The sequence below is a fragment of the Thermodesulfovibrionales bacterium genome (assembly GCA_035686305.1).
Classification (GTDB): Bacteria; Nitrospirota; Thermodesulfovibrionia; order Thermodesulfovibrionales; family UBA9159; genus DASRZP01.
Genome location: DASRZP010000135.1, coordinates 1 through 21,392, shown reverse-complemented (window position 1 = coordinate 21,392; position 21,392 = coordinate 1). Strand labels below are relative to the sequence as shown.

The following is a 21,392-nucleotide window of genomic DNA, read 5'->3' as shown; positions in this document are numbered from 1 at the left end:
AATCTGTTACCTTTAAATTCGTCAGTTCCTTTACTGGCATGGGTGTATCCTCCTTTTTTTGTTCTTTGGTCGGAACAATGGAGAATACACCCTTTATTTTCTTACTTCAAGAATTTTACACAGAAGATTTTACGCTACCTTGACGATGTTGCGGTATACAAGAAAAGTACAAGGAAAGAGAGTCTGCAAATGACAAGGAGTGATCAGGACCGTCATCTTTTCTCCTGTACTCAGCGGGTAGTATGTTTAACAGATATCATCTGCCATGTAGATGATATCGGGCAGGAGATGGGAAACGATGTGTCTGTATGAGACCACGCCGACGATCTTCCCATCCTCTGTGACGGGCAGATGCCTGAATTTCCTCTCAGACATGACGGTGATGGCAACGTTGATGTCCGTTGATGCTTCGAGGGTGAGTGGATTATGGGTCATGACCTTTGCGATCGGCTCCTGTTTAAAGTCGATGTTTTTTGCGAAGCAGTGCATGATATCCCTTTCGGTGAAGATGCCTGCGAGTCTGCTGTTGTCGTCAAAGACGAGTATGGAACCGACGTTGTGGCCGTCCATGACGGTCACCGCATCGGCGACGAGACAGGTTGTCTTGCAGGTGATCATTTTCGAGGGCTTTGACTCTAAGAGTTCCTTTAGCGTCATTTCCGCTCTCCTTTCGAATTCCCCTCCTCCAGGCTGTCCACAATGTAGCACAGGGGAAAAGCATCTTGCAACGCAACTATAAGACTATTAATATTATTAATTTATCGCAGGCAGAGGAGTGAATGGTCTTCAGCATCTCCGGTCCGGGCCTTGTCCCGGGGAACCCCCGGTAATCCGGACTGTTCAGGTGCTGCGCGCTGCACCAACCCTCACAAGAGTCGGGTTGAGAATCCTTATTGCATCGTAGGGGTCCATGCCCACGAGATACCCCCTCTTGCCGCCATTGATGTAGATTTTCCTGAGATTGAGGATCGTCTCTTCCATATATACGGGCATTTCCATGCGCATACCGAAGGGAGAGGTGCCTCCCACCTGATAACCGGTAAACTGTTCAGCAGCCTCAGGTGTACACGGTGTAATGCTCTTCGCTCCAATGATCCGGGCGAGTTCCTTTACCGATGCCCTCATATCGCCGTGCATGAGAACGATCAGGGGAGCTCCGTCTGCCTCAAGAACGATCGTCTTCACCACCGAGTGCTCATCTATATTGAGTTCCCTCGCACAGGCGGCCGTGCCCCATCTTTCTTCATAGACGTAGGGATGGTCTGTATAGTGAACCCCGGCTGCCTGCAAGACGCTTACCGCCGGCGTGACAGGGGGGACGTCTTCACTCATGCCGCACCTCGCATCTGTTCTTAAGTTCCTATCTTATCATTTGAAGAAAAAAAATGCCCCCCTCGAACAAGACGACAGGACAATCCGCTTTGGTCCAGGCTTTGATCCTGCTCGTTGATTCGGGATATTTTTCTGTGTTAGATTAAAGCGCCGGCTGTTCTGAAACTCGGAACGGCGGAGAATACGGAGACCACCTGCTGCCGGGAAAGCCCCGGCGCGGGAGTTCTGCGCCGGCCAGATATTTCGCTTATCAGTCCCGCTCCGCGTTCCAAATGGGTTGCGAGAAGAGAAACAATAAACTATAATGGTGAATCCATAAGGTTCAGTTATGAAAAGCGCGCTCGAAGAAATCGTAAGAAAACACCGGGAGAACAAAGGCAATATCATATCCCTCCTTCAGGACACGCAGGAGGTATTGGGCTACATCCCCAAGGAGGCGGTCGATTATTTTTCTGAAGAACTTGATATCGCCCCGAGCCATTTCTACGGTGTCGTTACCTTCTACTCCCAGTTCCATCTCAAGCCACGGGGAAAGCACGTCATCTCCATCTGCTGCGGTACGGCCTGCCACGTGAAAGGGGGAAGCAAGATTGCCGAGCGCGTTCAGCGCGACCTCGGACTGGCTTCGGAAGGAGAGACAACGGAAGACGGCAAATTTACCTTCGAGATTGTGAGGTGCGTCGGTGCGTGCAGCATCGCCCCGGTGGTTCTCATCAATAACAGGGCCTATGCTGAGATGACCGCGGATGGTACGTCGAAGATTATAAAGCAGCTGAAGAAGGAGGGGTCAGGTGCAGCAAACTGAAGAGACCCGGAAAAAGGTAGTCGTCAGGGTCTGCATCGGGACCGGCGGTCTCGCTGCCGGAGGCAAGGAGGTCATCGAGGCCTTCAAGAAGGCGATCAGCGATTTCTGCGTTGATATAGAACTTGATTTCACCTGCCACTATCAGAAGGTTGGGTGCAGGGGTTTCTGCGCGAGGGATGTTCTCGTTGACGTGGTTGACGGCGACAAGAGCGTGACCTATCAGGGGATAAAACCCGACATCGCAAAGAGGATCGTTGAAGAGCACCTGATCAAGGGCCAGCCTGTTACAGAATGGCTCATCGACGACAGCTATTACGCCTTCCATGAGAAACAGTTGAAGATCCTTCTCAAGGATTGCGGGACCATAGACCCCGAAGATATCCAGGCCTACATTAATGCCGGAGGCTACAGCGCGATAAAGAGGATTCTGTCTGAAATGAGCCCGGAGAAGGTGATTGAAGAGATTAAGGCCTCGGGAATAAGGGGGAGGGGCGGCGCCGGCTTCCCGACGGGAGTCAAGTGGGATGCCTGTAGAAAAGCGGCAGGCGACGTGAAGTATATCGTCTGCAATGCGGACGAAGGTGACCCGGGTGCGTTCATGGACAGGTCGATTATTGAGGGTAACCCCCACTCCGTGATTGAAGGGATGATGATCGCGGCTTATGCGATCGGATCGAGCCTTGGATATGTCTATATCAGGGCAGAATACCCTGCTGCTGTCGAGAGGTTGAAATTAGCGATGGCCCAGGCCCATGAAAGGGGCCATCTTGGGAAGAACCTTTTCAGCTCAGGCTTCGACTTTGATTTGCGGATAAAGCTCGGGGCAGGGGCCTTTGTCTGCGGTGAAGAGACCGCCCTCATTGCATCAATCGAGGGCCAGAGGGGGATGCCGAGGGCAAAGCCGCCGTTCCCTGTTTACAAAGGCTTGTGGGGAAGACCGACGGTCATCAACAACGTCGAGACACTCTCGAACATTCCGTACATCATACGAAACGGGGCCTCCTGGTACGCGTCTATAGGCACGGAAAAGAGCAAGGGAACGAAGGTCTTTGCTCTTACCGGCAAGGTCAAGAATACGGGGCTCATAGAGGTCCCGATGGGGATAAGGCTCGGAGAGATCATCTATGATATCGGCGGCGGTATAATCAGGGACAAGAAGTTCAAGGCTGTCCAGACGGGTGGCCCCTCGGGCGGCTGCATTCCCGCTGAACTGCTCGACACGCCCGTTGATTTTGATTCTCTGGCAAGGGTCGGCTCCATTATCGGGTCTGGAGGAATGGTCGTCCTCGATGAGGATGACTGCATGGTCAATATCGCGAAGTTCTTCCTCGAGTTCACCCAGGCCGAATCATGCGGAAAATGTGTGCCCTGCAGAATCGGCACCAAGAGACTCTACGAAATACTCGACAGGGTCACAAAGGGCCTTGGAAAAGAGGGTGACCTTGAACTCCTCGAGAAACTCAGTTCTGATGTGAAAGCCGCTTCCCTCTGCGGTCTCGGCCAGACCGCGCCGAACCCGATCCTGAGCACCCTGAAGTATTTCAGAGAGGAATACGAGGCCCATGTCAGGGACAAGAAGTGTCCGGCAAAGGTGTGCAAGGACCTTCTCATCTACCATATCCTCGAAGAAGTATGCACCGGCTGCGGCGCCTGCAAGCGGGCCTGCCCTGCCGGCGCCATAGCAGGCGAAAAGAAGAAGCCTCACAAGATAGCCCCTGATCTCTGCATTAAATGCGGGGCGTGTTTTGACGTCTGTAAGTTCAAAGCGGTAGGGAGAGAATGATATGGTAAGGTTGACGATAGACGGTAAGAGCGTAGAGGCAGCCGAGGAGATGACGATCCTCGATGCGGCGAGGAAATATAACATCTCGATACCGACGCTCTGTCATCATCCGAAGCTTTCGCCCTTTGGGGGCTGCAGGCTCTGCATCGTTGAGGTGAAGGGTATCCTGAGGCCGGTGACTTCCTGTACCACACCGGTGAGCGAGGGAATGGAAGTCATTACGTCGAATGCTAATATCCAGGCTTTGAGAAAGACGGTCCTCGAACTGATCCTTTCCGACCACCCGAATGACTGCATGGTCTGCGAAGGCGCCGGCGACTGCAGACTCCAGGAACTCGCCTATTCCTACGGCATCAGAGAGAACCGGTTCGAGGGAGAGAGAAGGACTTACAAGACGGGAGACAGGAATCCTTTTATCAGACGGGACCTCGAAAAATGCATCATGTGCGGGAGATGCGTGAAGGTCTGCGACGAGGTTCAGGGCGTGGAGGCGATCGATTTCGGTTACCGGGGGTTCAAGTCCAAGATCTGCACGGCCTTCGAAAGGAACCTCGATTGCGAATTCTGCGGACAGTGTGTATCCGTCTGCCCGACAGGAGCGCTTACCGGAAAGCTCTGGACGCAGAAGGGCAGGCATATTGACGTGAAAGAGGTGGACACGGTCTGCTCTTACTGCGGCACAGGCTGTAACATTACCCTCCGTGTGAGGGGTAACGAGATCATCAGGGTCACCTCGAAGGAAGAGACCTGGAACGAGGGTTGGCTCTGCGTGAAGGGCAGGTTCGGGTACAAGTTCGTGAACAACCCTGAACGGCTGAAGACTCCGCTGATAAAGAAGAATGGACAGTTCGAAGAAGTATCGTGGGATGAGGCCTATGATTATATTGGCACGAGGCTGAACGAGATCAAATCCGAGCATGGTCCCGACTCGATCGGCGGTCTTTCATCGGCCCGCTGTACAAATGAGGAGAACTACCTCTTCCAGAAATTCATGCGCGCTGCGGTCGGCACAAACAACGTCGATCACTGCGCCCGTCTCTGACACGCCCCAACCGTGGCCGGGCTGGCCGCGATTTTCGGTTCAGGGGCGATGACGAATTCGGTCCGAGAGATTGAAGGCATGGAAGTCATCTTCATCATCGGGTCAAACACCAAGGAGAGTCACCCCGTCGTCGCCAATAGGATGATCAAGGCATACCGGAAGGGTGCAAAGATCATCGTCGCCGATCCGAGAAAGGTTCCCATGGTCAAGTTCGCCGAGATCTTCCTGAAGATGAAGCCGGGGACCGACATTGCCCTCCTCAATAGTCTTGCCCACGTGATTCTGAAGGAAGGCCTTCAGAACGACCGGTTCATTGCTGAAAAGACCGAAGGTTTTGAGGAATGGAAAAGGTCTGTTGAGGAATTTACCCCTGAGCATGCCGAGATGATCACCGGCGTGCCGAAAGACGATATCATAAAGGCTGCACGGATGTACGGCACGTCACGCCGTGCGGGGATCTTTTACACCATGGGGATAACGCAGCACACTTGCGGCACAAACAACGTCAAGGCCGTGGCAAATCTTGTGACCCTCACGGGCAATGTCGGAAGGGAGTTCACCGGCATCAACCCCCTGAGAGGACAGAACAATGTCCAGGGCGCGTCTGACGCGGCAAGCCTGCCGAATTTCTATCCGGGGTATCAGAGGGTCGATCTCCCGGAGATCCAGGAGAAGTTCGAGAAGGCATGGGGCATCAAGCTCTCCCCGAAACCTGGTTTGACCGCAACGGAGATGATGAACGCTGCTGCCGATGGCACGCTCAGGGCGATGTATATTATGGGCGAGAATCCCATCATCACTGATCCAAACATGCACCACACGGTCAAGGCCCTGGAGCGTCTCGATCTTCTCGTGGTTCAGGACATATTCATGACAGAGACGGCAAAACTGGCCGATGTTGTTCTGCCTGCATCGTGTTTTGCAGAAAAGGACGGGACCTTCTCAAACACCGAAAGAAAGGTCCAGAGGGTAAGAAAGGCTGTTGAGCCGCCGGGACAGGCAAGGGAAGACTTCTCGATCATCACGGATGTTTCGCGACGTCTCGGCTACCCGATGGAGTATCGTTCGCCTGAAGAGGTGCTCGCGGAGTATGGCCGACTCTGGCCTGCCATGGCGGGGATCAACTACCGGAGGATCGAAAAAGAGGGAATTGCATGGCCCTGTCCTTCCGTTGACCACCCGGGAACACCCTATCTTTACAAAGACGGATTTCCGAAGGCCAGGGTCCCCTTCGTTCCGGTGAAGTTTACTCCCCCCGCTGAGGTAACGGACGGAGAGTATCCCTTCATCCTTACCACAGGCAGGAATCTCTTCCAGTACCACTCGGGATCAATGACGAGAAGGGTCAAGCCGATAGAGAAGCATGCAGGCGAGGCCTATGTCGAACTCAATCCGGCTGACGGGAAGATGCTGAACGTTCAGGATGGCCAGCTGGTCAAGATCAAATCAAGACGGGGACAGATAGAGATTAAGGTGCGTCTGACGAACCGGGTTTCAGAAGGCACCGTATTTATTCCGATGCATTACGGAGAGGCCGCGGCCAACGTGATAACAAATGATGCCCTTGACCCTCAGGTGAAGATCCCTGAGCTCAAGGTCTGCGCTGTAGCCGTTGAGAAATGAGAAAAGAACGAGAAGTGACCTTTGGCCTCCTCAGAGGATCTTTCCCCTTCTCGAGAAGAACTCACTCAAGGCGACTCTGATGACGCCCCCTCTGGACCACTTCTGACCCGTTTCCCTTGAATACTCCTTTGCCACGTTCCCGAGCTCTTCAAGGATTTCTTCCTCGATGTAGACTGTAGTCCTGACCAGTTTCTCATGCTCTTCATTCATTGTTTCACCTCTCTTGTTGATCTCAAGGCGACACGTATTCATATACTTAGTGTAATGGAGATTACTCTTGGCAAAGGGGAGGGGGATGCTACCCGCCTTTATGGAGGGGGAGGCGGGTAGCACCGGGAAACTGAAAAGTTTCCCATCACTATTATAGCACAGAGTCCCTCGATTGCTGCTGGCTGGAGGTCATCTGTTACAACATCAGACAGTAAGCCTTTCAGTGTGTTGTCTGACATTCCCTTTCTGTTAAGATAGATTCACTCGTTCAGCAATTCTTGCGCGGAAGCCAAAGCTCTTTAGCTTGCCCGCATAAGGGCGATCCTTTCATGAATCGTTATGAAGATTAAGGTTAAGTCTGAAGATTTTATCGTCGAAGAGATCGCAGATGTCACTCTGCTGAAAGAGGGCGATTACGGTCTCTATCTGCACGAGAAGAGGGGATGGAATACCATTGACCTCCTGAAGAGACTTTCCAGGGAGTTCGATATTCCTTTCAAAGATCTTTCCTATGGCGGCAAGAAAGATAGGCACGCGCTCACAAGGCAGCATGTAACGATAAAGTTCTCCAAGGCAGTGGTAAGAGGGCCAGGACATTTTGAGGTGAGGCGCGACGAGTATTCTCTTCAGTTCCTCGGACAGGCAAACAGGCCCATGGGGCCCGATCTTATAAGGGGGAACAGGTTTACCATTGTTGTGCGGGATCTGTCACGGGGCGAAGTGCAATCAGCATTGGCGTCCCTGGAAGGTGTGAAGACGATGGGCTTTCCGAACCATTATGATGACCAGCGATTCGGGAGCTTTGATCGGAGACAGGGATTTATCGCAGAGAAGATACTCAGGGGTCACTATAATGGTGCCTTGAAGATATACCTGACTCATATCCGTCCTGAAGATAGGGGAGAGGAAAAGGAGCGGAAGAGATTCCTCCTTGATGCCTGGAGTGACTGGAGAGGATGCCTTGAAAGGGCCAAATCAGAAACCGAGGAAAGGTCATTCAGTCTTCTTATGGAAAAGCCGAAGGACTTTATCCATCCTCTTCAGAAAATACCACGCGAGGAAATGTCTCTCTTTTTCTCGGCATACCAATCGTTCCTCTGGAATGAACTTCTGAGAAGAGTTCTGCGAACAAGGACAGAAAGTCCTTTGCTCGCATATCCCGGGGTTGTCGGTGACTATCTCTTTTATGACTCTCTGGACAGAGAGAACCTCGAATATTTCCAGGGGCTGGAGATCCCGACGCCGGCTTCGAGACTCACCATGCCTGACACTTTGACGGGGTCCCTTTACTCCGAGGTCCTGAAGGAGAACGGGGTACGACCCCCTCAGTTCAATAACAGGAGAATCAGGCAGGCATTCTTCAGAGCGACTGCACGAAAGGCGATTGTACTTCCACAATATCTCTCTGCTGAGATAGCTGAAGATGAAGTATATCCTGGGAGGATAGAGTTGGTCCTGAAATTCATCCTGCCGAGAGGGAGCTATGCGACCATGCTCATAAAGAGGCTCTTCAGCAGATATCCCGAACCCACCATCGGGAAGTGATCCTAGTGTAGTGAGTCAGAAATCCCTTTACCTTAGAAAGGTCGCAAAGTTCTTTGCACGTCATTCCCGAGGTAGTAATCGGGAATCCATTTTCTTTGGAAAGCAAGGGAACCTGGATTCCCTCCTTCGCGGGAATGACAGGAAATGCACTCAAGACATATGTAAAGAAGCGTTGGCCGCATTACACTAGGGATAAAGCTTTGCTAACGTTTCGGGAGGGATGCCGAGGAGGTAGAGCGTTCTTAACGTCCAGTTCCTCAGCGTGCAATAGAGGATACCTTCCTTTTCCCATCTCCTCGGAGAGGTCATAACTTTTTCGGGGATAATGACGATTTTATCTCCCGCCTTCCTGATCCTTTTCATGAAGTCCAGGTCTTCCATCAAGGGTATTTCCCTGAATCCCGCCATGGCACGGAAGTAATCTCTCATCACAAATATCGCCTGGTCACCATAAGGGATTCGAGTGATTCTGGACCGCAGTGACGCCGCCTTTTCTATGATCCTGAAGACAGGCCTCTCTGACCGTATACCTAAATCAAAGGCCCCTGCCACAACCCCCACTTGCCCCATAACCGATGAAAGGGCGTTGAGCGCTCCTTCAGGGAGTTCCGTATCTACATGCACGAAGAACAGGATCTCTCCGCTCGCAAGAGCGGCGCCTTTGTTCATCTGTTTCGAGCGGCCCTTTTCAGCAAGGGCTGTCTTCACGCCAGGATTTCGTATGGCCTCTATGGTTTCTCCGTGAGGGCTTCCGTCAACGACAATCACCTCCCGATCTCCCTTGTATGGTAAGGATAAGATCGCAGAGACCGCCTCATGAATGATCGATGCCTCATGCCAAACGGGAACAATGATCGAAATCCCCTGTTTCATTGTGCCTTTGCCTCGATGCTCATAAGGACCCTGAGAAGATCCTCTGCCTGTTCTCCATGAGATATGCCATGGTCCTGGAGTCTCTGAACCCGGTGCTGCGATTCCTTGTGAAGAGTGATCTCAGGTCGTCGACGGTATCCACATCATGCCATAGAGGCAGCACATGAACCCTGTAGCACGAACGCTCGAAAACCTCCATGGTGCTTCTAAACACCGACGCGGTGCCCCATCGAATTCCATGAAAGACGTCAGGAAGAAATGTTGCATTCCTAAATCCGATTAAGTAATACCCCCCGTCGGAAGACGGTCCGATAACGGCGTCGCTCTCTTCCAATGAGAAAGCGGCTTCATCGATTATCGCAACGGGAAGATCGGGAATGTCGCTGCCGATGAGCAATGCCCTCTGAAATCCTGATGAAAAGGACCGGAGAAAGGCATTCTCCATCCTCTCGCCCAGGTCCTTCCCTTCCTGGGCGATGCAGACGGAGCGTGGAAGCCAGTTCTCGATCGTCTCTTTCGATCCTTCGGGAGAAAAATATATCCGAAGAGTGAGGGTGCCCTTCTGAAGGGCAGCAACAAGGTCGAGGACAAAATTCTTATAGACCTCGAGAGCCGTCTCTTCACCGACAGAAGCTGCCAGCCTGGACTTGACGCTCCCTTTTTCAGGAGACTTTATGAACAGGAGAAGAGAGAGATCATGAATGGTATCCAAGGTTCCTCATCTCATAACCATGCTATCATCAAGTTTACACCGATGAATCAGATTAAAAGCAACTCCAAATTTGAAAGAGTAGACGGATACAATCTAGGACCGTGGAAAAATCTTCTTCACTCATGTACCATTTATCATGGAGAAGAAGGATATCATCGTTCGGCCTTTAGAAGCAGGGCAGAGAGTTGATACGTTTCTCGCTTCCAGGACCGGGATCACGCGCTCCCAGGTGCAGAAGCTCATAGAAGGAGGACATATTCTCATCAATGAAAGGCCCGGCAGCACGAACTATAAGGTGAGGGCCTATGATCTGGTTTCTGTCCGCATGCCCGAAAAGGAGACCAAAGGTCTCATTCCAGAGCCGCTCGCCCTGGAGATTCTTTACAAGGATGAGAGCATCGTGGTAGTCAACAAGCCTGCCGGGATGGTCGTCTATCCCGCGGCAGGCCATGATCGTGGAACCCTTATGAATGCCATTGCCTATTACTGCGGGAACCTTGCATCGGTCGGAGGGCCCCTGAGGCCCGGCGTTGTCCACAGGCTTGATAAGGACACCTCGGGGGTCATGGTCGTCGCCCTCGATGACAGGGCATACTATGATCTTGTTGAACAGTTCAGGCGAAGGGCGACGCGCCGGAGATACACAGCCCTCGTTTATGGGGCTCTGAAGGAAGAGGGTGAAATCGTTTTTCCTATAGGCCGTTCAACGTCAGACAGGAAGAAAATGTCTACGAAGACAAGGAGGGGCAAAGAGGCGATTACGCGCTGGAAGGTCCTAAAAAGGTACGGTTGTGCAACCCTCCTGGAGGTCCTTTTAGGAACGGGGAGGACGCATCAGATAAGGGTTCATTTTGCATCAGCGGGCCATCCGCTCATCGGTGACAGGATCTATGGAAGAAGGACAGAGATCGAAATAGGAAAGAAGAAGATTGCGGTCCCCCGTCAGATGCTCCACGCAGCGATGCTCGGATTTCGTCACCCCTTTACCGAAGAATATATGGAATTTTCGAGCCCTCTGCCTGAAGACATGACGGCGGTCCTGGAGTCCTTAGGTAGTGCGGCCGACGCTTCTTTACATATGTTTTGAGTGCATTTCCTGTCATTGTCCCGCGAAGGCAGATGGCGCGATGGGCCTTTCGAACTGCCCTATCCGTTTATTTATTTTATGAGCTTCTCACGATTGCCCCGGAGGGGGAGACCCTCTCTTCCCTTCTTCCCTCCCTGGGAAATTGTCAGTCACTCCCTGATCGGCGAGGGATCCATAATTTGACAAAGGCCCTGGTCTTTGGATACCGTATAGCGCATGGTCGAATCATTTCACGATCTCCGGTGAGGTAGGGACATGGAAATCATCCGGATACCCAGGGTAATGCAGGAAACTTCAAGAGGCCATCTTCTTCACGGCAGAACAGTCGGCCTCGTGCCGACGATGGGTGCGCTTCACGAAGGCCATCTCAGCCTTGTCAGAATGGCGAGGGAAGAGAATGCCGTCGCGGTTGTGAGCATTTATATCAACCCTGTACAGTTTGGCCCGTCAGAGGATCTTTCAAAATACCCAAGAGACCTGGAAGGCGATATGGAAAAGCTTAAGAGAGAAGACGTGGATGTCCTTTTTCTGCCCGATGACGCTCTCATGTATCCCCGTGGATTCTCGACCTACGTCGATGTTCGGGGCTTGTCTGAAAGACTCTGCGGTGCTTACCGGCCAGGCCACTTCAGAGGAGTGGCCACGGTCGTCACGAAACTGCTCAATATCGTCAGCCCGATCAGGACCTATTTCGGCCAGAAGGATTTCCAGCAAACGGTGATTATCAGAAGACTCGTGAAAGACCTTGATATGGGGACGGAGATTGTGGTTTGCCCCTCACTCCGCGAGGAGAACGGGCTCGCCATGAGTTCCCGGAATTCCTATCTCACCCGGAAAGAAAGGAACGCCGCATCAGTCATTTACCGGTCTCTCCTCCAAGGATCTGAAGCCGTCAAGTCTGGTATAATAGAAGTGGAGGTCCTAAAGAAGCTTATGATGGAGCAACTCACGTCGGAACAAGTCATATCAGAGGTCCAGTACTGTTCTGTGTATAGTACTGAAACACTGGATGAGATCGAGCGGATAGAAGGAGAAGCACTGCTTGCACTTGCTGTGAGGATAGGGAATACGAGGCTTATCGATAATATGCTTGTGACGCCCGGCAGGTGATCCGGAGGGATAGAGAGATGCTGCAAAGAGTCCATATACAGATACTGGACAACCCCATAGAAGGAGTTATCCTTGACGCAGAGGAATTTGAGGAGCCGATAAAGAACAAAATCCTTGCCGATGAGCTTCGCAAGGAGATGAATTACTGTTATCCGAACGTTGTGGCCGTCGAATATATAGACCTTTTTCTGGATGACGAACTCTATTTCCCCGAGATCAGAGACCTCCTCAGTCAGGGCGCAATCAATACCCCTGTCATCCTCATCAACGGTGTCCCCAAGATACACGGTGGCATCCCGAGGATGATTATCAAGGAAGAGGTAGAAAAGCTGCTCTCTGCCGGTCCCCTTCACTGACGTCGCTCACGTGCTCTCCGTTGTCCCTGTCGAGGGGAATTCACCTTCCAATTGCTTAGGACTATCTTGTTCTGGAAGGCAGGCATGGCGAGAAGCCTTGTATCTCGATACCTTTGATTATTGTAGACTGCCGCTGCGTGCTCAACGCGGAAGATCACTTTCGGTGCGGTCCCGGAGTCCCTGATTGTTGGGAAGCTCATCGCGTATACAGGGCTTCGATCCATGTCTGCCGTGCTGTAGATTGCAACGCTTATCAAACCACCTGGAAACGCCGGTTGGAAGAGCAGACTTGTACGACCTGTGAGCGTAACAGGGGCTAAGGCCTCTTCCTCAGCAACGCTTCCACGGTAGGGAATTGATCCATGTCGGTATGCGGCAGGAAGAGGGCTGACATGTATTCATCCATGAAGTTCCGTGATACCGAGAGCTCCATATAGGTCATCTTTGAGGCAATATCATCGGCTTCTCTTCTCAGTTCTTCGGAGAGAAGACAGAGATAGGCCCCGGTGACCGACGTGTTTCCGAGGAAGGAAAACTTTTCTTTCGGTACGTCAGGCAACATCCCGAGGATGATGGCCCTGTCGACATTGAGGTAATTGCCGAATCCGCCGGCAATGTAAACCCGCTCGATGGCATCGAGGCCAAAACCGACCTCCTTTAAAAGGAGAGAGACACCGGCGTATATCGCAGCCTTGGCCCTCAGGATGTTTTCGATATCAACCTCACTGAGCACGACGTCCCTGTCACCGCTCCTCGAGAATACAAACTCGACTCCTTCGTCCCCTCTACGGATTCTGTCGGTCGTCAGTTCCTCCAGTATCTTGCCCTTCTGGTCTATGACACCGGCGAGGAACATTTCGGATATGGCATCGATCATCCCCGACCCGCAGATGCCGACGGGCTTTGCATTCCCGATTACCCCTATCTTGGGCTCATACGTTTCTGGATCTATCCTGATGGACTCAATGGCGCCTTCAGTGGCCCTCATGCCGTGCTTTATGCCGCTCCCTTCGAAACAGGGACCGGCTGAGCAGGCAGCGGTCATGAGCCATTCATTGTTCCCGATGGCGATCTCTCCGTTCGTTCCGATATCCATAAAAAGAGCGATCTCGGGGTTACGATGCATCCTCGACGCAAGGACTCCGGCAACAATGTCTCCGCCGACGTAACTCGCAACACAGGGAACGGTATAAACAGGCGCCTGAGAATTGGCATTGATCCCTGCAATCTGGGCCTTCCATTTCGGGAAGAAGTTCACCGTCGGGACATAGGGCTCTTCGCGGATCGACGCAGGATCAAGCCCCCAGAAGAGCTGCGACATGGTCGTATTGCCTGCCAGGACGATCGATTCGATGTCCTCTCTGTTTATCTTGTGCCGTTCGGCAAGAGTGTCGAGGATATCATTAACGTCGCCTACAACGGCATCTCGAAGTTCATCGAGTCCTCCTCCCTCGGTCGCATGGACTATTCTCGTTATGACATCGTCGCCATATTTCATCTGGGAATTGTAGGTGGAGCCGACATCGATGACCCGCCCGTCAACGAGATCGACAAGATAGACGACGACGGTGGTCGTGCCGATATCGACTGCAAGGCCATACTTCTCTTTGCATTCCGCGCAGGACACGAAGATCGCCTCAGGCCCCTCGGTATATCCGATCGATATCTCCCATTCAGCGCCCCTGAGCGCCTTCGAGAGGGGAGCGACAAAGCCATGAGAAAAGCGCATTCCCCGCAGTCCCTTTTTTTCGAGTTCCCTCTTCAGCCGCTCAAGGTCGCTGATATTGTCATGGATCGAAGGCGGAGGGATCGAGAGGATCTCCCTCCTGACAACGGGAGAGATCTGAGCATGAAAGGACTGGAGAAGTTCAAAGAAATCCCGTGACTTGGATATGGCGATCTTGTCACCCACAACGAGCCTTGATTCTTCGGGGACCTCAACATGGACATCTGAACGGGCAAAGGTCTGGCAGGCGAGGACATAACCGGCGTCCCTGTCCGTGAGGGACATCTTTCCGTATGAGACGATCTCGCAGTCACCCTCGATGACCTTGAGCCGGCATTTTCCGCATGTGCCTTTGCCTCCGCATGATGCTACAAGGTATACACCCTGGCGTTTCAGCGCAGCGTAAAGACTCTCTCCCCCTGAGATGGTAAGGGCCTTCCCTGATGTGAGCTTCAATTCCATCCTGCTGCTTCTTCTCCTCCTCTCCCACGGCTATCCGAGCCCAACAGAACCGATACAGACTTCATTATACACTATCAGGCACTTCTCCTCGTAAACAAGAATTGTAAAAGACCGCGCCATCGGCAAAGGTTGTTCAAATCAGGGGAAGAAGGTTATAGTATTGCATGAGCAAGGCTCTCAAATTCGGCAGATTTCTCGTGGACAAGGGTCTCATCAGTGAGACGGACATCATCAAGGCCCGGCTCATCCAGAGGAAAAACAACCGCAAGATTGGTGAGATAGCCCTCGCCAAGACTCTCTTGACTAAGGACGATATCGAGAGGATACTGGCAATCCAGGAAGAGACACTCGAAAAATTCGGTGAGATTGCGGTGAGAGAAAACCTCCTGACACTGACGCAACTTCATGATCTCCTGAAGGAACAGGAAGATTCCTACATCTTCTTTGGAGAGGCCCTCGTTAAGATCGGGGTCTTCTCTGACGAAGAGGTCTTCGCGCACCTGAAGGAATTTAACAGAGCAAGGCTGCGGGAAGAGGGATCATGACCGCGCTTTTCAGGAATGAGAACTCCGGACGAGCTCGATGTCTTCAGCTCTCATGAGGGAGGAGAAGGATCATGAAGGTCCGCCCCCTGAGGGGTATTCCCCTTCTCGCTCAACAACTTTGAAGAGACCTGAGCAGCTGGCCCTGTCCTTGGCATATGACCCCTATTATCTCGGCCGTCTCTTTGAACGGGTCGCGGGCAGCAGGGTATCCCTCACGATCATCGACACTTCAAGCAGCCTCATATCAATAAGGGAGAGGGATGATATGCTTTTCGTCAGGCTTCACAGGATCTTCCTCTCTTCGGGGAGTGACGTTATCGACGAGATAGCGTCGTTCATCGGGAGGCGAAAAGGGGCAACTCCCCTCGTAAGGAAGTTTGCAGAACAGAACAGCTCCTATCTGGCGATGGGACGGCTGAGGATCAAGACCAAGAGTCTCGGGAAGTACCACGACCTCGATGAAATATACCGGTCACTGAACGCCGAATATTTTGGAGAAAGGATCTCCTGCGTTATCACGTGGGGCTCGAAAAATGCTCCCGGTGCCGTGAAGAGAAGGACCCTCGGAAGCTACAGTCGACATACCAATACCATACGGATAAACCCTGTCCTCGACAGGAAAGAAGTTCCGGCCTCCCTTATCAGATTTGTTGTCTACCATGAGATGCTCCATGCCGATATGGATATCGTGAGGATAAATGGCAGAAGGCTTGTTCACTCAAAGGAATTCAGGACCCGGGAAAAGGCCTTCAGGGACTATGATGAGGCCCTCGCCTGGGAGAGAGGAAGGGAACCTGCGGTAAAGCCGATAGATGCACCCGATAGATGCACTCCGCGGTTTTCTTCTATAATGAACGTATGAAGGAGCGCAGGATCAAGATAAGGTCTAGCCACGATTCCGAGTTTAATTCTGAGGTCCCTGTCGGAGATGAGACATATCTGATCCAGTCGGAAGCAGGCGGTGCCAGGAATCCCACCATCGTGACGCGGGTGTACCTGAGGGGCCGGGTCATCTCTTCAAAAGAGATTGATTACCGGGATATGATGAATGCCCCTGATTTGCACGAAAAGGTCCGCGTGCTCATGCTGAAACAGCACGAATCAGCCGTACGTGCTATCAGCGAGGAGAAGCTGAAGGCAGAGAAGACGCCCTCTGACTACATTGAAGAGGTACGGGGCCTCATGAAGAGAGGAAGAAAAGAAGATGCCCTCGTCCTCGTTAGTAATGCCCGTGAGCAGCATCCCGATAACCCCTTTCTTCTCTCCTATTACGGCTATCTTGATGCCGTGGTGAATAAGAAGTACAAAGATGGAATAGCGGCATGTAACAAGGCGATAGCGATGTTGAAGAAGACAGTCCCCTTCGGGGAAGAGTTCTTTTTCCCTATCCTCTATCTTAACCTCGGCAAGGCCCATCTTGCTTCAGGAAACAAGAAGGATGCGATCCTGGCTTTAGAAAGGGGGCTGGCGATCGACGGTGAAAATCGTGAAATCCGGAGGATGCTGAAAGAACTCGGCATCAGAAGACAGCCCCCGATCTCTTTTATGAAGAGGTCCCATTTCCTGAACAAGTACTTAGGCAAACTGCTCCACCATTTGGGGAAATAGGACCCTCGCCGGCTTCCGGCGGTCCGTCACTTGCTGACGAGGCTGCATTAGTTCTTCAGCATCTCTTCAATGGTGATCATCACGGACTCCTCCAGTGAACGGAGGTCATAGCCCCCTTCGAGGGTAAAGATGACAGGACAGTGATATGCCCGAAGGATGCTCTGAACGATGCACCGGATGCCCTCGCCCGTAACCCTGATGTCCGCGTGGGGGTCCTGGAGATGGATGTCATAGCCTGCAGACACAAAGATGATATCTGGCTCAAACCTCCTGACGAGGCCGGGAAGGATATCCTGATATATGTAGAGATAATCTTTGTTTCCCGAGCCTTTCAGAATCGGAACATTATAGGTATATCCTTCCCCTTTCCCCCTGCCTCGTTCTGAGTCTTTTCCGGTTTCCGGGTAGTAGGGATATTGATGGGTGCTGAAGAAGAAGACGGTATCGCTTTCATCAAAGATTTGCTGTGTACCGTTCCCATGATGGGCGTCAAAGTCGATGATAAAGACCTTTGCGAACCCGATCTTCTGTGCGTGCCGTGCGCCGATGGCGATATTGTTGAAGATGCAAAACCCCATCCCCCTGTCGGCCTCAGCATGATGGCCCGGGGGCCGGACGGCGCAGAAGGCCCTCCTGATCTCGCCGGTCTTACATTTCTCTGCCGCCTCCATGAGAGACCCTGCTGCATAAAGTGCTGCCGACAGGGTGCCCGGCGACAGATAGGTGTCCGGATCGAGACACTCTCCGGTAAAACTCCTGATCGTTTCGATATAAGAAGCGGTGTGGACGAGGCCGACATCGTCAAGAGAGGCCCTTCGCGGGTTTATGCAAGCCAGTTTCTCAAGGAGCCCCGAGGTCCTTAAGGCATTCAGGATATGGAGTAACCGTTCTTTCTTTTCCGGGTGCCATTGCGGCGGTTCATGAGCCAAACAGGCGTCATCGTACAGAAACCCTACGCGCTCCATAGAGGTTCAATTATACCAAAAATTGCCTGCATTCAGCCGATCAGCCTCTTGGCTCCCTCGCCGACGAGAGGTGATGGCTCTCTGCTGTCTCCCCGCGCGGGCTGGCGAGAACAGGGATATTATCGAACTGAGCGGTATCCTCCGGCAATCCCTTTCTTGGAGAGGACGATCTCCAGACCTGAAGATAGCGGGAACGGAAGGAACCCGCACAGCTCAAGAGATAGTATTTCCACATGCGATAAAACCGGTCGTCATAACGACTCTTCAATACATCCCAATTCCTGTTAAAGTTGCTGAACCAGGCAACAAGGGTCTTATCATAATCATCACCGAAATTATGCCAATCCTCCACCACAAACAAATCCTCAGCGGATGCACATACCTGTTTCATTGACGGGATAAAGGAGTTCGGAGAGATGTATCTGTCAAACCACGGGTCTGCTACGGTACGTGATTCGCATCTCCCTATGGTCTGTAACAGGAACAGACCGTTGTCTTTCAGACACCGGTGAACAGTTTCCATATATTTTCTGTAATTCTTGTATCCCACATGCTCAAACATACCAACAGAAATGATGTGATCGAACATTTCGTCAAGGTCTCGGTAATCCTGGAGCCTGATCACAACGGGTAAGCCCTCACACAAATTCCTTCCATGGGCGACCTGCTTTTTCGAGACCGTGATACCGACAACTTCAACGCCGTATTTCTCGGCGACATATTTTGCGAAACCTCCCCAGCCGCATCCGATATCGAGGACTCTGTCGCCAGGCCGGAGGGACAGCTTCCTGCAGATGAGGTCGAGTTTTGCCTCCTGAGCATCATCAAGATTCATCGCATCTTTCCAGTAAGCGCAGCTGTAGATCATCCTCTTGTCAAGCATGTTCCTGTAAAGATTATCGCCAAGGTCGTAATGCCGTTCCCCCACCTGAAACGACCGTGATTTTCTTGCGGGATTCAGGACTACCGAACGCAGGATACAAAAGAGCAGACGCAGATTCTTTCCTAACTTTTCCTCCGGATTACAGGGCATGATTCTGCAGAAAAAATCATCCATATTCTCACATTCCCACCATCCATCCATGTAAGACTCTCCGAGCCCCAGGCTCCCTCCCTTTGCGACCCGCTCGTATAACCTGTCATCCTTCACCTTGATATCCCATGGATTCTCTCCGTTGACGACAATTTCGGCGTGTGACAGGATTGTTCGGATGGGATCTTTTGCTGTGCTTACCCCATGATCTCTTCAGCGTCCTCCATGCCGGTTCACAGCTGAGATTTGCAGACGGGTTCAATGACCCATACGGCGCAGCGTGCCGCCATATGGATGAGCTTGCTCGAGACACTGCCGAAAAGAAACTCCTCGTGACGAGATACCCCCCGTCTTCCCACCACGAGGGTGCAGGCGTCATACTGCTCCTGCTTTTCGAGGATGACAGAAGATACCGGACGGTCCTTCGTGAGGATGATATCCGTCAGCACGCAAGAGTCCGGGAAGCCCGACTGGATGAGAACCTGCCGGTAGCGTTCGAGCAGCTCTGAGAGGCTGGCGTGCTTCTCCCTGATCCATTCCTTTCGTGCCTCTTCGGAATCGAAAAAATCGACTTCAGGGACTGAGATGACGCTCAGGAGGATGATGATGAAGCCAGGAAAGCCGCCGAGAATATCGGCAACGTAGAGGAGGGCGTTTCTGGAGTTCTCAGACTCGTCAACGGCGATGAGAATTCTCTTGCTCTGCGCCATGTCGCTGACATGCTCCCTGCACTCTTTTCTGTATTATAGCAGACGTCATGAAGGAGTCAAGGACCCCATGACCTCCCTGAGGTCATCGTAGAATTGACGGGTATCGTCATAAAAAACCTCGGTCTCTGCCGAAAAATGCATGAGCACGCTGTTGAGCCGGTCGGGGATATGGGGGAAGATCTTTTTCAGATTCATGATCCGGTTATGGAAGATGATGTTGAGATCGCTTTTCCCAATTCTTGCAAAAAGATCCGGGCGCACCCTCCGGAGTTCCTGGACTGTTGCGTCTCCCTTGCCGACGAGAAAGGCGAGAAGGTTCCCAAGGCCGAAGATGTCGTACCCAAGCCTGTTCTCATGGTGGTGGTATATGAAATCAAAGTCAATCCAACGGAACACGCCCGTCTCCCTGTCAATGATGATATGGTCGCGGCGGATGTCGCCGTGTAATTCTCCGTTGCTATGGAGGAAACAGATCGCCTCCAAAGCATCCAGATACCTTTCGAAGATACCGGGGAAAACCTCTTCAAAATAAACAGAATGCTCCATCTCCATCCCCGCAATGAGATCAGAGAGCTTCTTGCCGTAAACGAAATCGATGACCCGGACCCTGTTCGATACCGCATCCTGCACGCCAAAACCATGCATGAAATTCGGATGTGTCCCTGTCAACTGGAGCACCCTCGTCTCCTTCGCGGGGCTGCGGGTGCAGTCGAAGACGAGCGGCCCAACCCTCGCCTTGAATCGTTCGTGAAAGACAAGTTTGATGATTTTCCGTGACCCGTCCAGAAGATCGATGGCCCTCTTGACCCAGAACTTCTGCTGCTCGTCAATGCCAAAGCGGCCTTCACGCTCATTATTCCGCACAAGGTACGGACGATCTCCAAGAAGAACTACGTCGTCATAATCGATGCGGTAATAATCGGTAGTGTCGCTGTAAATCTTGAAGAGCTTCGGGAGGCGCGCTGACTCAACCCACTGCGACGCTAGTTCGCGGAGACCTTCATCCGAAAACTCCATAAGCATATTATATCATGCGCTTACTTTGACACGTCAGTTCACTAGGGACGACCCTACGCTTGAGGAGCGCGATTTTTAGCTGCCCTCAAGCGTAGGGTTAGATATTTCTTGGGTCCCAATACCCTATTTTCGACAATCCGAACAAAGCTGCAACAATCAATTCGGCAATATCATCGCGGTTGAGAGGGGCTTCCAGTCTATCTTCGTGAGCCAATTTGTGCCCTTGTCCTCTGAGTCGTTAAATTCACTCCACCACTGCCGGCCTCACAAGATGGAATGAGCATATTCTCTCACACCCATAATACTTCACTGTTTAACCACGAGAGATCTTTTTCTTGGCTGAGACTACAATGTCTCCTTTTCCTGTCCTTTTATGGATGGAACTCGGCGCACACTGAATGAAAGAGGAAACGGTGGCTCATAGCTTCCACCCCAGCGCCTATCCCGACTGAAATGCCAATGCTCTCAAAATTCACATCTGATCCCAGGTCTAGGATCTTCCATTGTGCATCGCTTGGTCCTGAAGTTGTCCAATTGAGATTTAAGAACTGTTTAACCAGTGTATTTCCACTCCAGATGTCGACCTGATTCACAATCGCATCAACGCTTCCTGTCGCAAATTTAATCGCAAGATAGCGGGTTTTCTCAAACAGGACGGTGGGGACAGCAAAATGCACCCAATCAGAGTTTCCTGAGTTGAGAATAAAATCTAATCCCCATCCCCAATAACTGGGGACCGTCGTTATAGAAGTATCCTGGATATGACCGCTCTGCCCATGGGTACACTGAACAATCTGAGCATAGGATGGACAGGAAAGGGAAAGAGCAGCTACAAGAAACAGTCCCGC

21 protein-coding genes are annotated in these 21,392 nt (G+C 52.0%); 10 read left to right on the top strand and 11 right to left on the bottom strand.

Features of this window, described 5'->3' with window-relative positions; genetic code table 11:
* Positions 1 to 246: 246 nt before the first annotated feature.
* Positions 247 to 657 (bottom strand): CBS domain-containing protein, encoded by a 411-nt coding sequence (locus tag VFG09_14935; protein HET6516447.1) that lies wholly within the window; start codon positions 655 to 657, stop codon positions 247 to 249.
* A gap of 183 nt (positions 658 to 840) precedes the next feature.
* On the bottom strand, positions 841 to 1,332 hold the full coding sequence (locus tag VFG09_14930) for a YbaK/EbsC family protein (protein HET6516446.1): 492 nt from the start codon (positions 1,330 to 1,332) through the stop codon (positions 841 to 843).
* 328 nt (positions 1,333 to 1,660) lie between these two features.
* Here VFG09_14930 and VFG09_14925 point away from each other — a divergent pair, with 328 nt between their 5' ends.
* Genes VFG09_14925 through fdhF form a run of 3 tightly spaced genes read left to right on the top strand, consistent with a single transcriptional unit; the run spans position 1,661 to position 6,585 of the window.
* Positions 1,661 to 2,137: an NAD(P)H-dependent oxidoreductase subunit E gene (locus tag VFG09_14925; protein HET6516445.1), complete on the top strand. Its 477-nt coding sequence runs from the start codon at positions 1,661 to 1,663 to the stop codon at positions 2,135 to 2,137.
* Complete coding sequence (gene nuoF, locus VFG09_14920) at positions 2,124 to 3,920, top strand: NADH-quinone oxidoreductase subunit NuoF (GenBank protein ID HET6516444.1); 1,797 nt, start codon at positions 2,124 to 2,126, stop codon at positions 3,918 to 3,920. The genes VFG09_14925 and nuoF overlap by 14 nt, the downstream gene beginning before the upstream one ends.
* 1 nt (position 3,921) lies before the next feature.
* Complete coding sequence (gene fdhF, locus VFG09_14915) at positions 3,922 to 6,585, top strand: formate dehydrogenase subunit alpha (GenBank protein HET6516443.1); 2,664 nt, start codon at positions 3,922 to 3,924, stop codon at positions 6,583 to 6,585.
* Between the two features lie 30 nt (positions 6,586 to 6,615).
* Here fdhF and VFG09_14910 read toward each other — a convergent pair whose 3' ends face one another.
* A complete protein-coding gene (locus tag VFG09_14910) occupies positions 6,616 to 6,795 on the bottom strand; it encodes a hypothetical protein (protein HET6516442.1) in 180 nt (59 codons plus the stop codon).
* A 339-nt stretch (positions 6,796 to 7,134) separates the two neighbouring features.
* Here VFG09_14910 and truD point away from each other — a divergent pair, with 339 nt between their 5' ends.
* Positions 7,135 to 8,340 carry a tRNA pseudouridine(13) synthase TruD gene (gene truD / locus VFG09_14905; protein ID HET6516441.1) on the top strand — a complete coding sequence of 402 codons (1,206 nt, stop codon included), beginning with the start codon at positions 7,135 to 7,137 and terminating at the stop codon, positions 8,338 to 8,340.
* Between the two features lie 186 nt (positions 8,341 to 8,526).
* Here the strand turns inward: truD and VFG09_14900 are convergent, their stop codons facing one another.
* Positions 8,527 to 9,213, bottom strand: coding sequence for a TIGR04283 family arsenosugar biosynthesis glycosyltransferase (locus VFG09_14900; GenBank protein ID HET6516440.1), 687 nt, complete (start codon positions 9,211 to 9,213; stop codon positions 8,527 to 8,529).
* A gap of 19 nt (positions 9,214 to 9,232) precedes the next feature.
* A complete protein-coding gene (locus VFG09_14895) occupies positions 9,233 to 9,925 on the bottom strand; it encodes a TIGR04282 family arsenosugar biosynthesis glycosyltransferase (GenBank protein ID HET6516439.1) in 693 nt (230 codons plus the stop codon).
* Positions 9,926 to 10,061: 136 nt separating this feature from the next.
* On the opposite strand from VFG09_14895, the gene VFG09_14890 reads away from it, so the two are divergent.
* The 3 genes from VFG09_14890 (at position 10,062) to VFG09_14880 (ending at position 12,478) form a co-directional block, all read left to right on the top strand.
* Positions 10,062 to 11,012, top strand: a complete 951-nt coding sequence (locus VFG09_14890) for an RluA family pseudouridine synthase (GenBank protein ID HET6516438.1) — start codon at positions 10,062 to 10,064, stop codon at positions 11,010 to 11,012.
* 255 nt (positions 11,013 to 11,267) lie between these two features.
* Positions 11,268 to 12,122: a pantoate--beta-alanine ligase gene (gene panC / locus VFG09_14885; protein ID HET6516437.1), complete on the top strand. Its 855-nt coding sequence runs from the start codon at positions 11,268 to 11,270 to the stop codon at positions 12,120 to 12,122.
* Positions 12,123 to 12,139: 17 nt separating this feature from the next.
* Positions 12,140 to 12,478 (top strand): hypothetical protein, encoded by a 339-nt coding sequence (locus VFG09_14880; protein ID HET6516436.1) that lies wholly within the window; start codon positions 12,140 to 12,142, stop codon positions 12,476 to 12,478.
* A 316-nt stretch (positions 12,479 to 12,794) separates the two neighbouring features.
* Here VFG09_14880 and VFG09_14875 read toward each other — a convergent pair whose 3' ends face one another.
* Positions 12,795 to 14,666 carry an ASKHA domain-containing protein gene (locus tag VFG09_14875; GenBank protein ID HET6516435.1) on the bottom strand — a complete coding sequence of 624 codons (1,872 nt, stop codon included), beginning with the start codon at positions 14,664 to 14,666 and terminating at the stop codon, positions 12,795 to 12,797.
* A gap of 164 nt (positions 14,667 to 14,830) precedes the next feature.
* Here VFG09_14875 and VFG09_14870 point away from each other — a divergent pair, with 164 nt between their 5' ends.
* The 3 genes from VFG09_14870 to VFG09_14860 are packed head-to-tail and all read left to right on the top strand — an operon-like array spanning position 14,831 to position 16,819.
* Complete coding sequence (locus tag VFG09_14870) at positions 14,831 to 15,211, top strand: hypothetical protein (protein ID HET6516434.1); 381 nt, start codon at positions 14,831 to 14,833, stop codon at positions 15,209 to 15,211.
* 37 nt (positions 15,212 to 15,248) lie between these two features.
* Positions 15,249 to 16,073: a SprT-like domain-containing protein gene (locus tag VFG09_14865; GenBank protein ID HET6516433.1), complete on the top strand. Its 825-nt coding sequence runs from the start codon at positions 15,249 to 15,251 to the stop codon at positions 16,071 to 16,073.
* The gene (locus VFG09_14860) at positions 16,070 to 16,819 is read left to right on the top strand and encodes a hypothetical protein (protein ID HET6516432.1); all 750 of its coding nucleotides are present in this window, start codon (positions 16,070 to 16,072) and stop codon (positions 16,817 to 16,819) included. The genes VFG09_14865 and VFG09_14860 overlap by 4 nt, the downstream gene beginning before the upstream one ends.
* 47 nt (positions 16,820 to 16,866) lie before the next feature.
* On the opposite strand, the gene VFG09_14855 is transcribed toward VFG09_14860, so the two are convergent.
* The 5 genes from VFG09_14855 to VFG09_14835 form a co-directional block, all read right to left on the bottom strand.
* Positions 16,867 to 17,748, bottom strand: coding sequence for a histone deacetylase (locus VFG09_14855; protein HET6516431.1), 882 nt, complete (start codon positions 17,746 to 17,748; stop codon positions 16,867 to 16,869).
* Between the two features lie 76 nt (positions 17,749 to 17,824).
* The gene (gene cfa, locus VFG09_14850) at positions 17,825 to 18,997 is read right to left on the bottom strand and encodes a cyclopropane fatty acyl phospholipid synthase (GenBank protein ID HET6516430.1); all 1,173 of its coding nucleotides are present in this window, start codon (positions 18,995 to 18,997) and stop codon (positions 17,825 to 17,827) included.
* Between the two features lie 53 nt (positions 18,998 to 19,050).
* On the bottom strand, positions 19,051 to 19,527 hold the full coding sequence (locus tag VFG09_14845) for a universal stress protein (GenBank protein HET6516429.1): 477 nt from the start codon (positions 19,525 to 19,527) through the stop codon (positions 19,051 to 19,053).
* A gap of 45 nt (positions 19,528 to 19,572) precedes the next feature.
* Positions 19,573 to 20,544, bottom strand: coding sequence for a hypothetical protein (locus VFG09_14840; GenBank protein HET6516428.1), 972 nt, complete (start codon positions 20,542 to 20,544; stop codon positions 19,573 to 19,575).
* A 371-nt stretch (positions 20,545 to 20,915) separates the two neighbouring features.
* Positions 20,916 to 21,392 (bottom strand): hypothetical protein (locus VFG09_14835; GenBank protein HET6516427.1); only part of this gene is annotated, 477 nt, incomplete at its 5' end.

What these genes read in the sequence shown, in the direction of transcription:
- VFG09_14935 (HET6516447.1), bottom strand. Translation starts at nt 657, where the DNA reads ATGACGCTAAAGGAACTCTTAGAGTCAAAGCCCTCGAAAATGATCACC.
- VFG09_14930 (HET6516446.1), bottom strand. Translation starts at nt 1,332, where the DNA reads ATGAGTGAAGACGTCCCCCCTGTCACGCCGGCGGTAAGCGTCTTGCAG.
- VFG09_14925 (HET6516445.1), top strand. Translation starts at nt 1,661, where the DNA reads ATGAAAAGCGCGCTCGAAGAAATCGTAAGAAAACACCGGGAGAACAAA.
- VFG09_14910 (HET6516442.1), bottom strand. Translation starts at nt 6,795, where the DNA reads ATGAATGAAGAGCATGAGAAACTGGTCAGGACTACAGTCTACATCGAG.
- truD (HET6516441.1), top strand. Translation starts at nt 7,135, where the DNA reads ATGAAGATTAAGGTTAAGTCTGAAGATTTTATCGTCGAAGAGATCGCA.
- VFG09_14900 (HET6516440.1), bottom strand. Translation starts at nt 9,213, where the DNA reads ATGAAACAGGGGATTTCGATCATTGTTCCCGTTTGGCATGAGGCATCG.
- VFG09_14890 (HET6516438.1), top strand. Translation starts at nt 10,062, where the DNA reads ATGGAGAAGAAGGATATCATCGTTCGGCCTTTAGAAGCAGGGCAGAGA.
- panC (HET6516437.1), top strand. Translation starts at nt 11,268, where the DNA reads ATGGAAATCATCCGGATACCCAGGGTAATGCAGGAAACTTCAAGAGGC.
- VFG09_14880 (HET6516436.1), top strand. Translation starts at nt 12,140, where the DNA reads ATGCTGCAAAGAGTCCATATACAGATACTGGACAACCCCATAGAAGGA.
- VFG09_14875 (HET6516435.1), bottom strand. Translation starts at nt 14,666, where the DNA reads ATGGAATTGAAGCTCACATCAGGGAAGGCCCTTACCATCTCAGGGGGA.
- VFG09_14870 (HET6516434.1), top strand. Translation starts at nt 14,831, where the DNA reads ATGAGCAAGGCTCTCAAATTCGGCAGATTTCTCGTGGACAAGGGTCTC.
- VFG09_14865 (HET6516433.1), top strand. Translation starts at nt 15,249, where the DNA reads ATGTCTTCAGCTCTCATGAGGGAGGAGAAGGATCATGAAGGTCCGCCC.
- VFG09_14860 (HET6516432.1), top strand. Translation starts at nt 16,070, where the DNA reads ATGAAGGAGCGCAGGATCAAGATAAGGTCTAGCCACGATTCCGAGTTT.
- VFG09_14845 (HET6516429.1), bottom strand. Translation starts at nt 19,527, where the DNA reads ATGGCGCAGAGCAAGAGAATTCTCATCGCCGTTGACGAGTCTGAGAAC.
- VFG09_14840 (HET6516428.1), bottom strand. Translation starts at nt 20,544, where the DNA reads ATGGAGTTTTCGGATGAAGGTCTCCGCGAACTAGCGTCGCAGTGGGTT.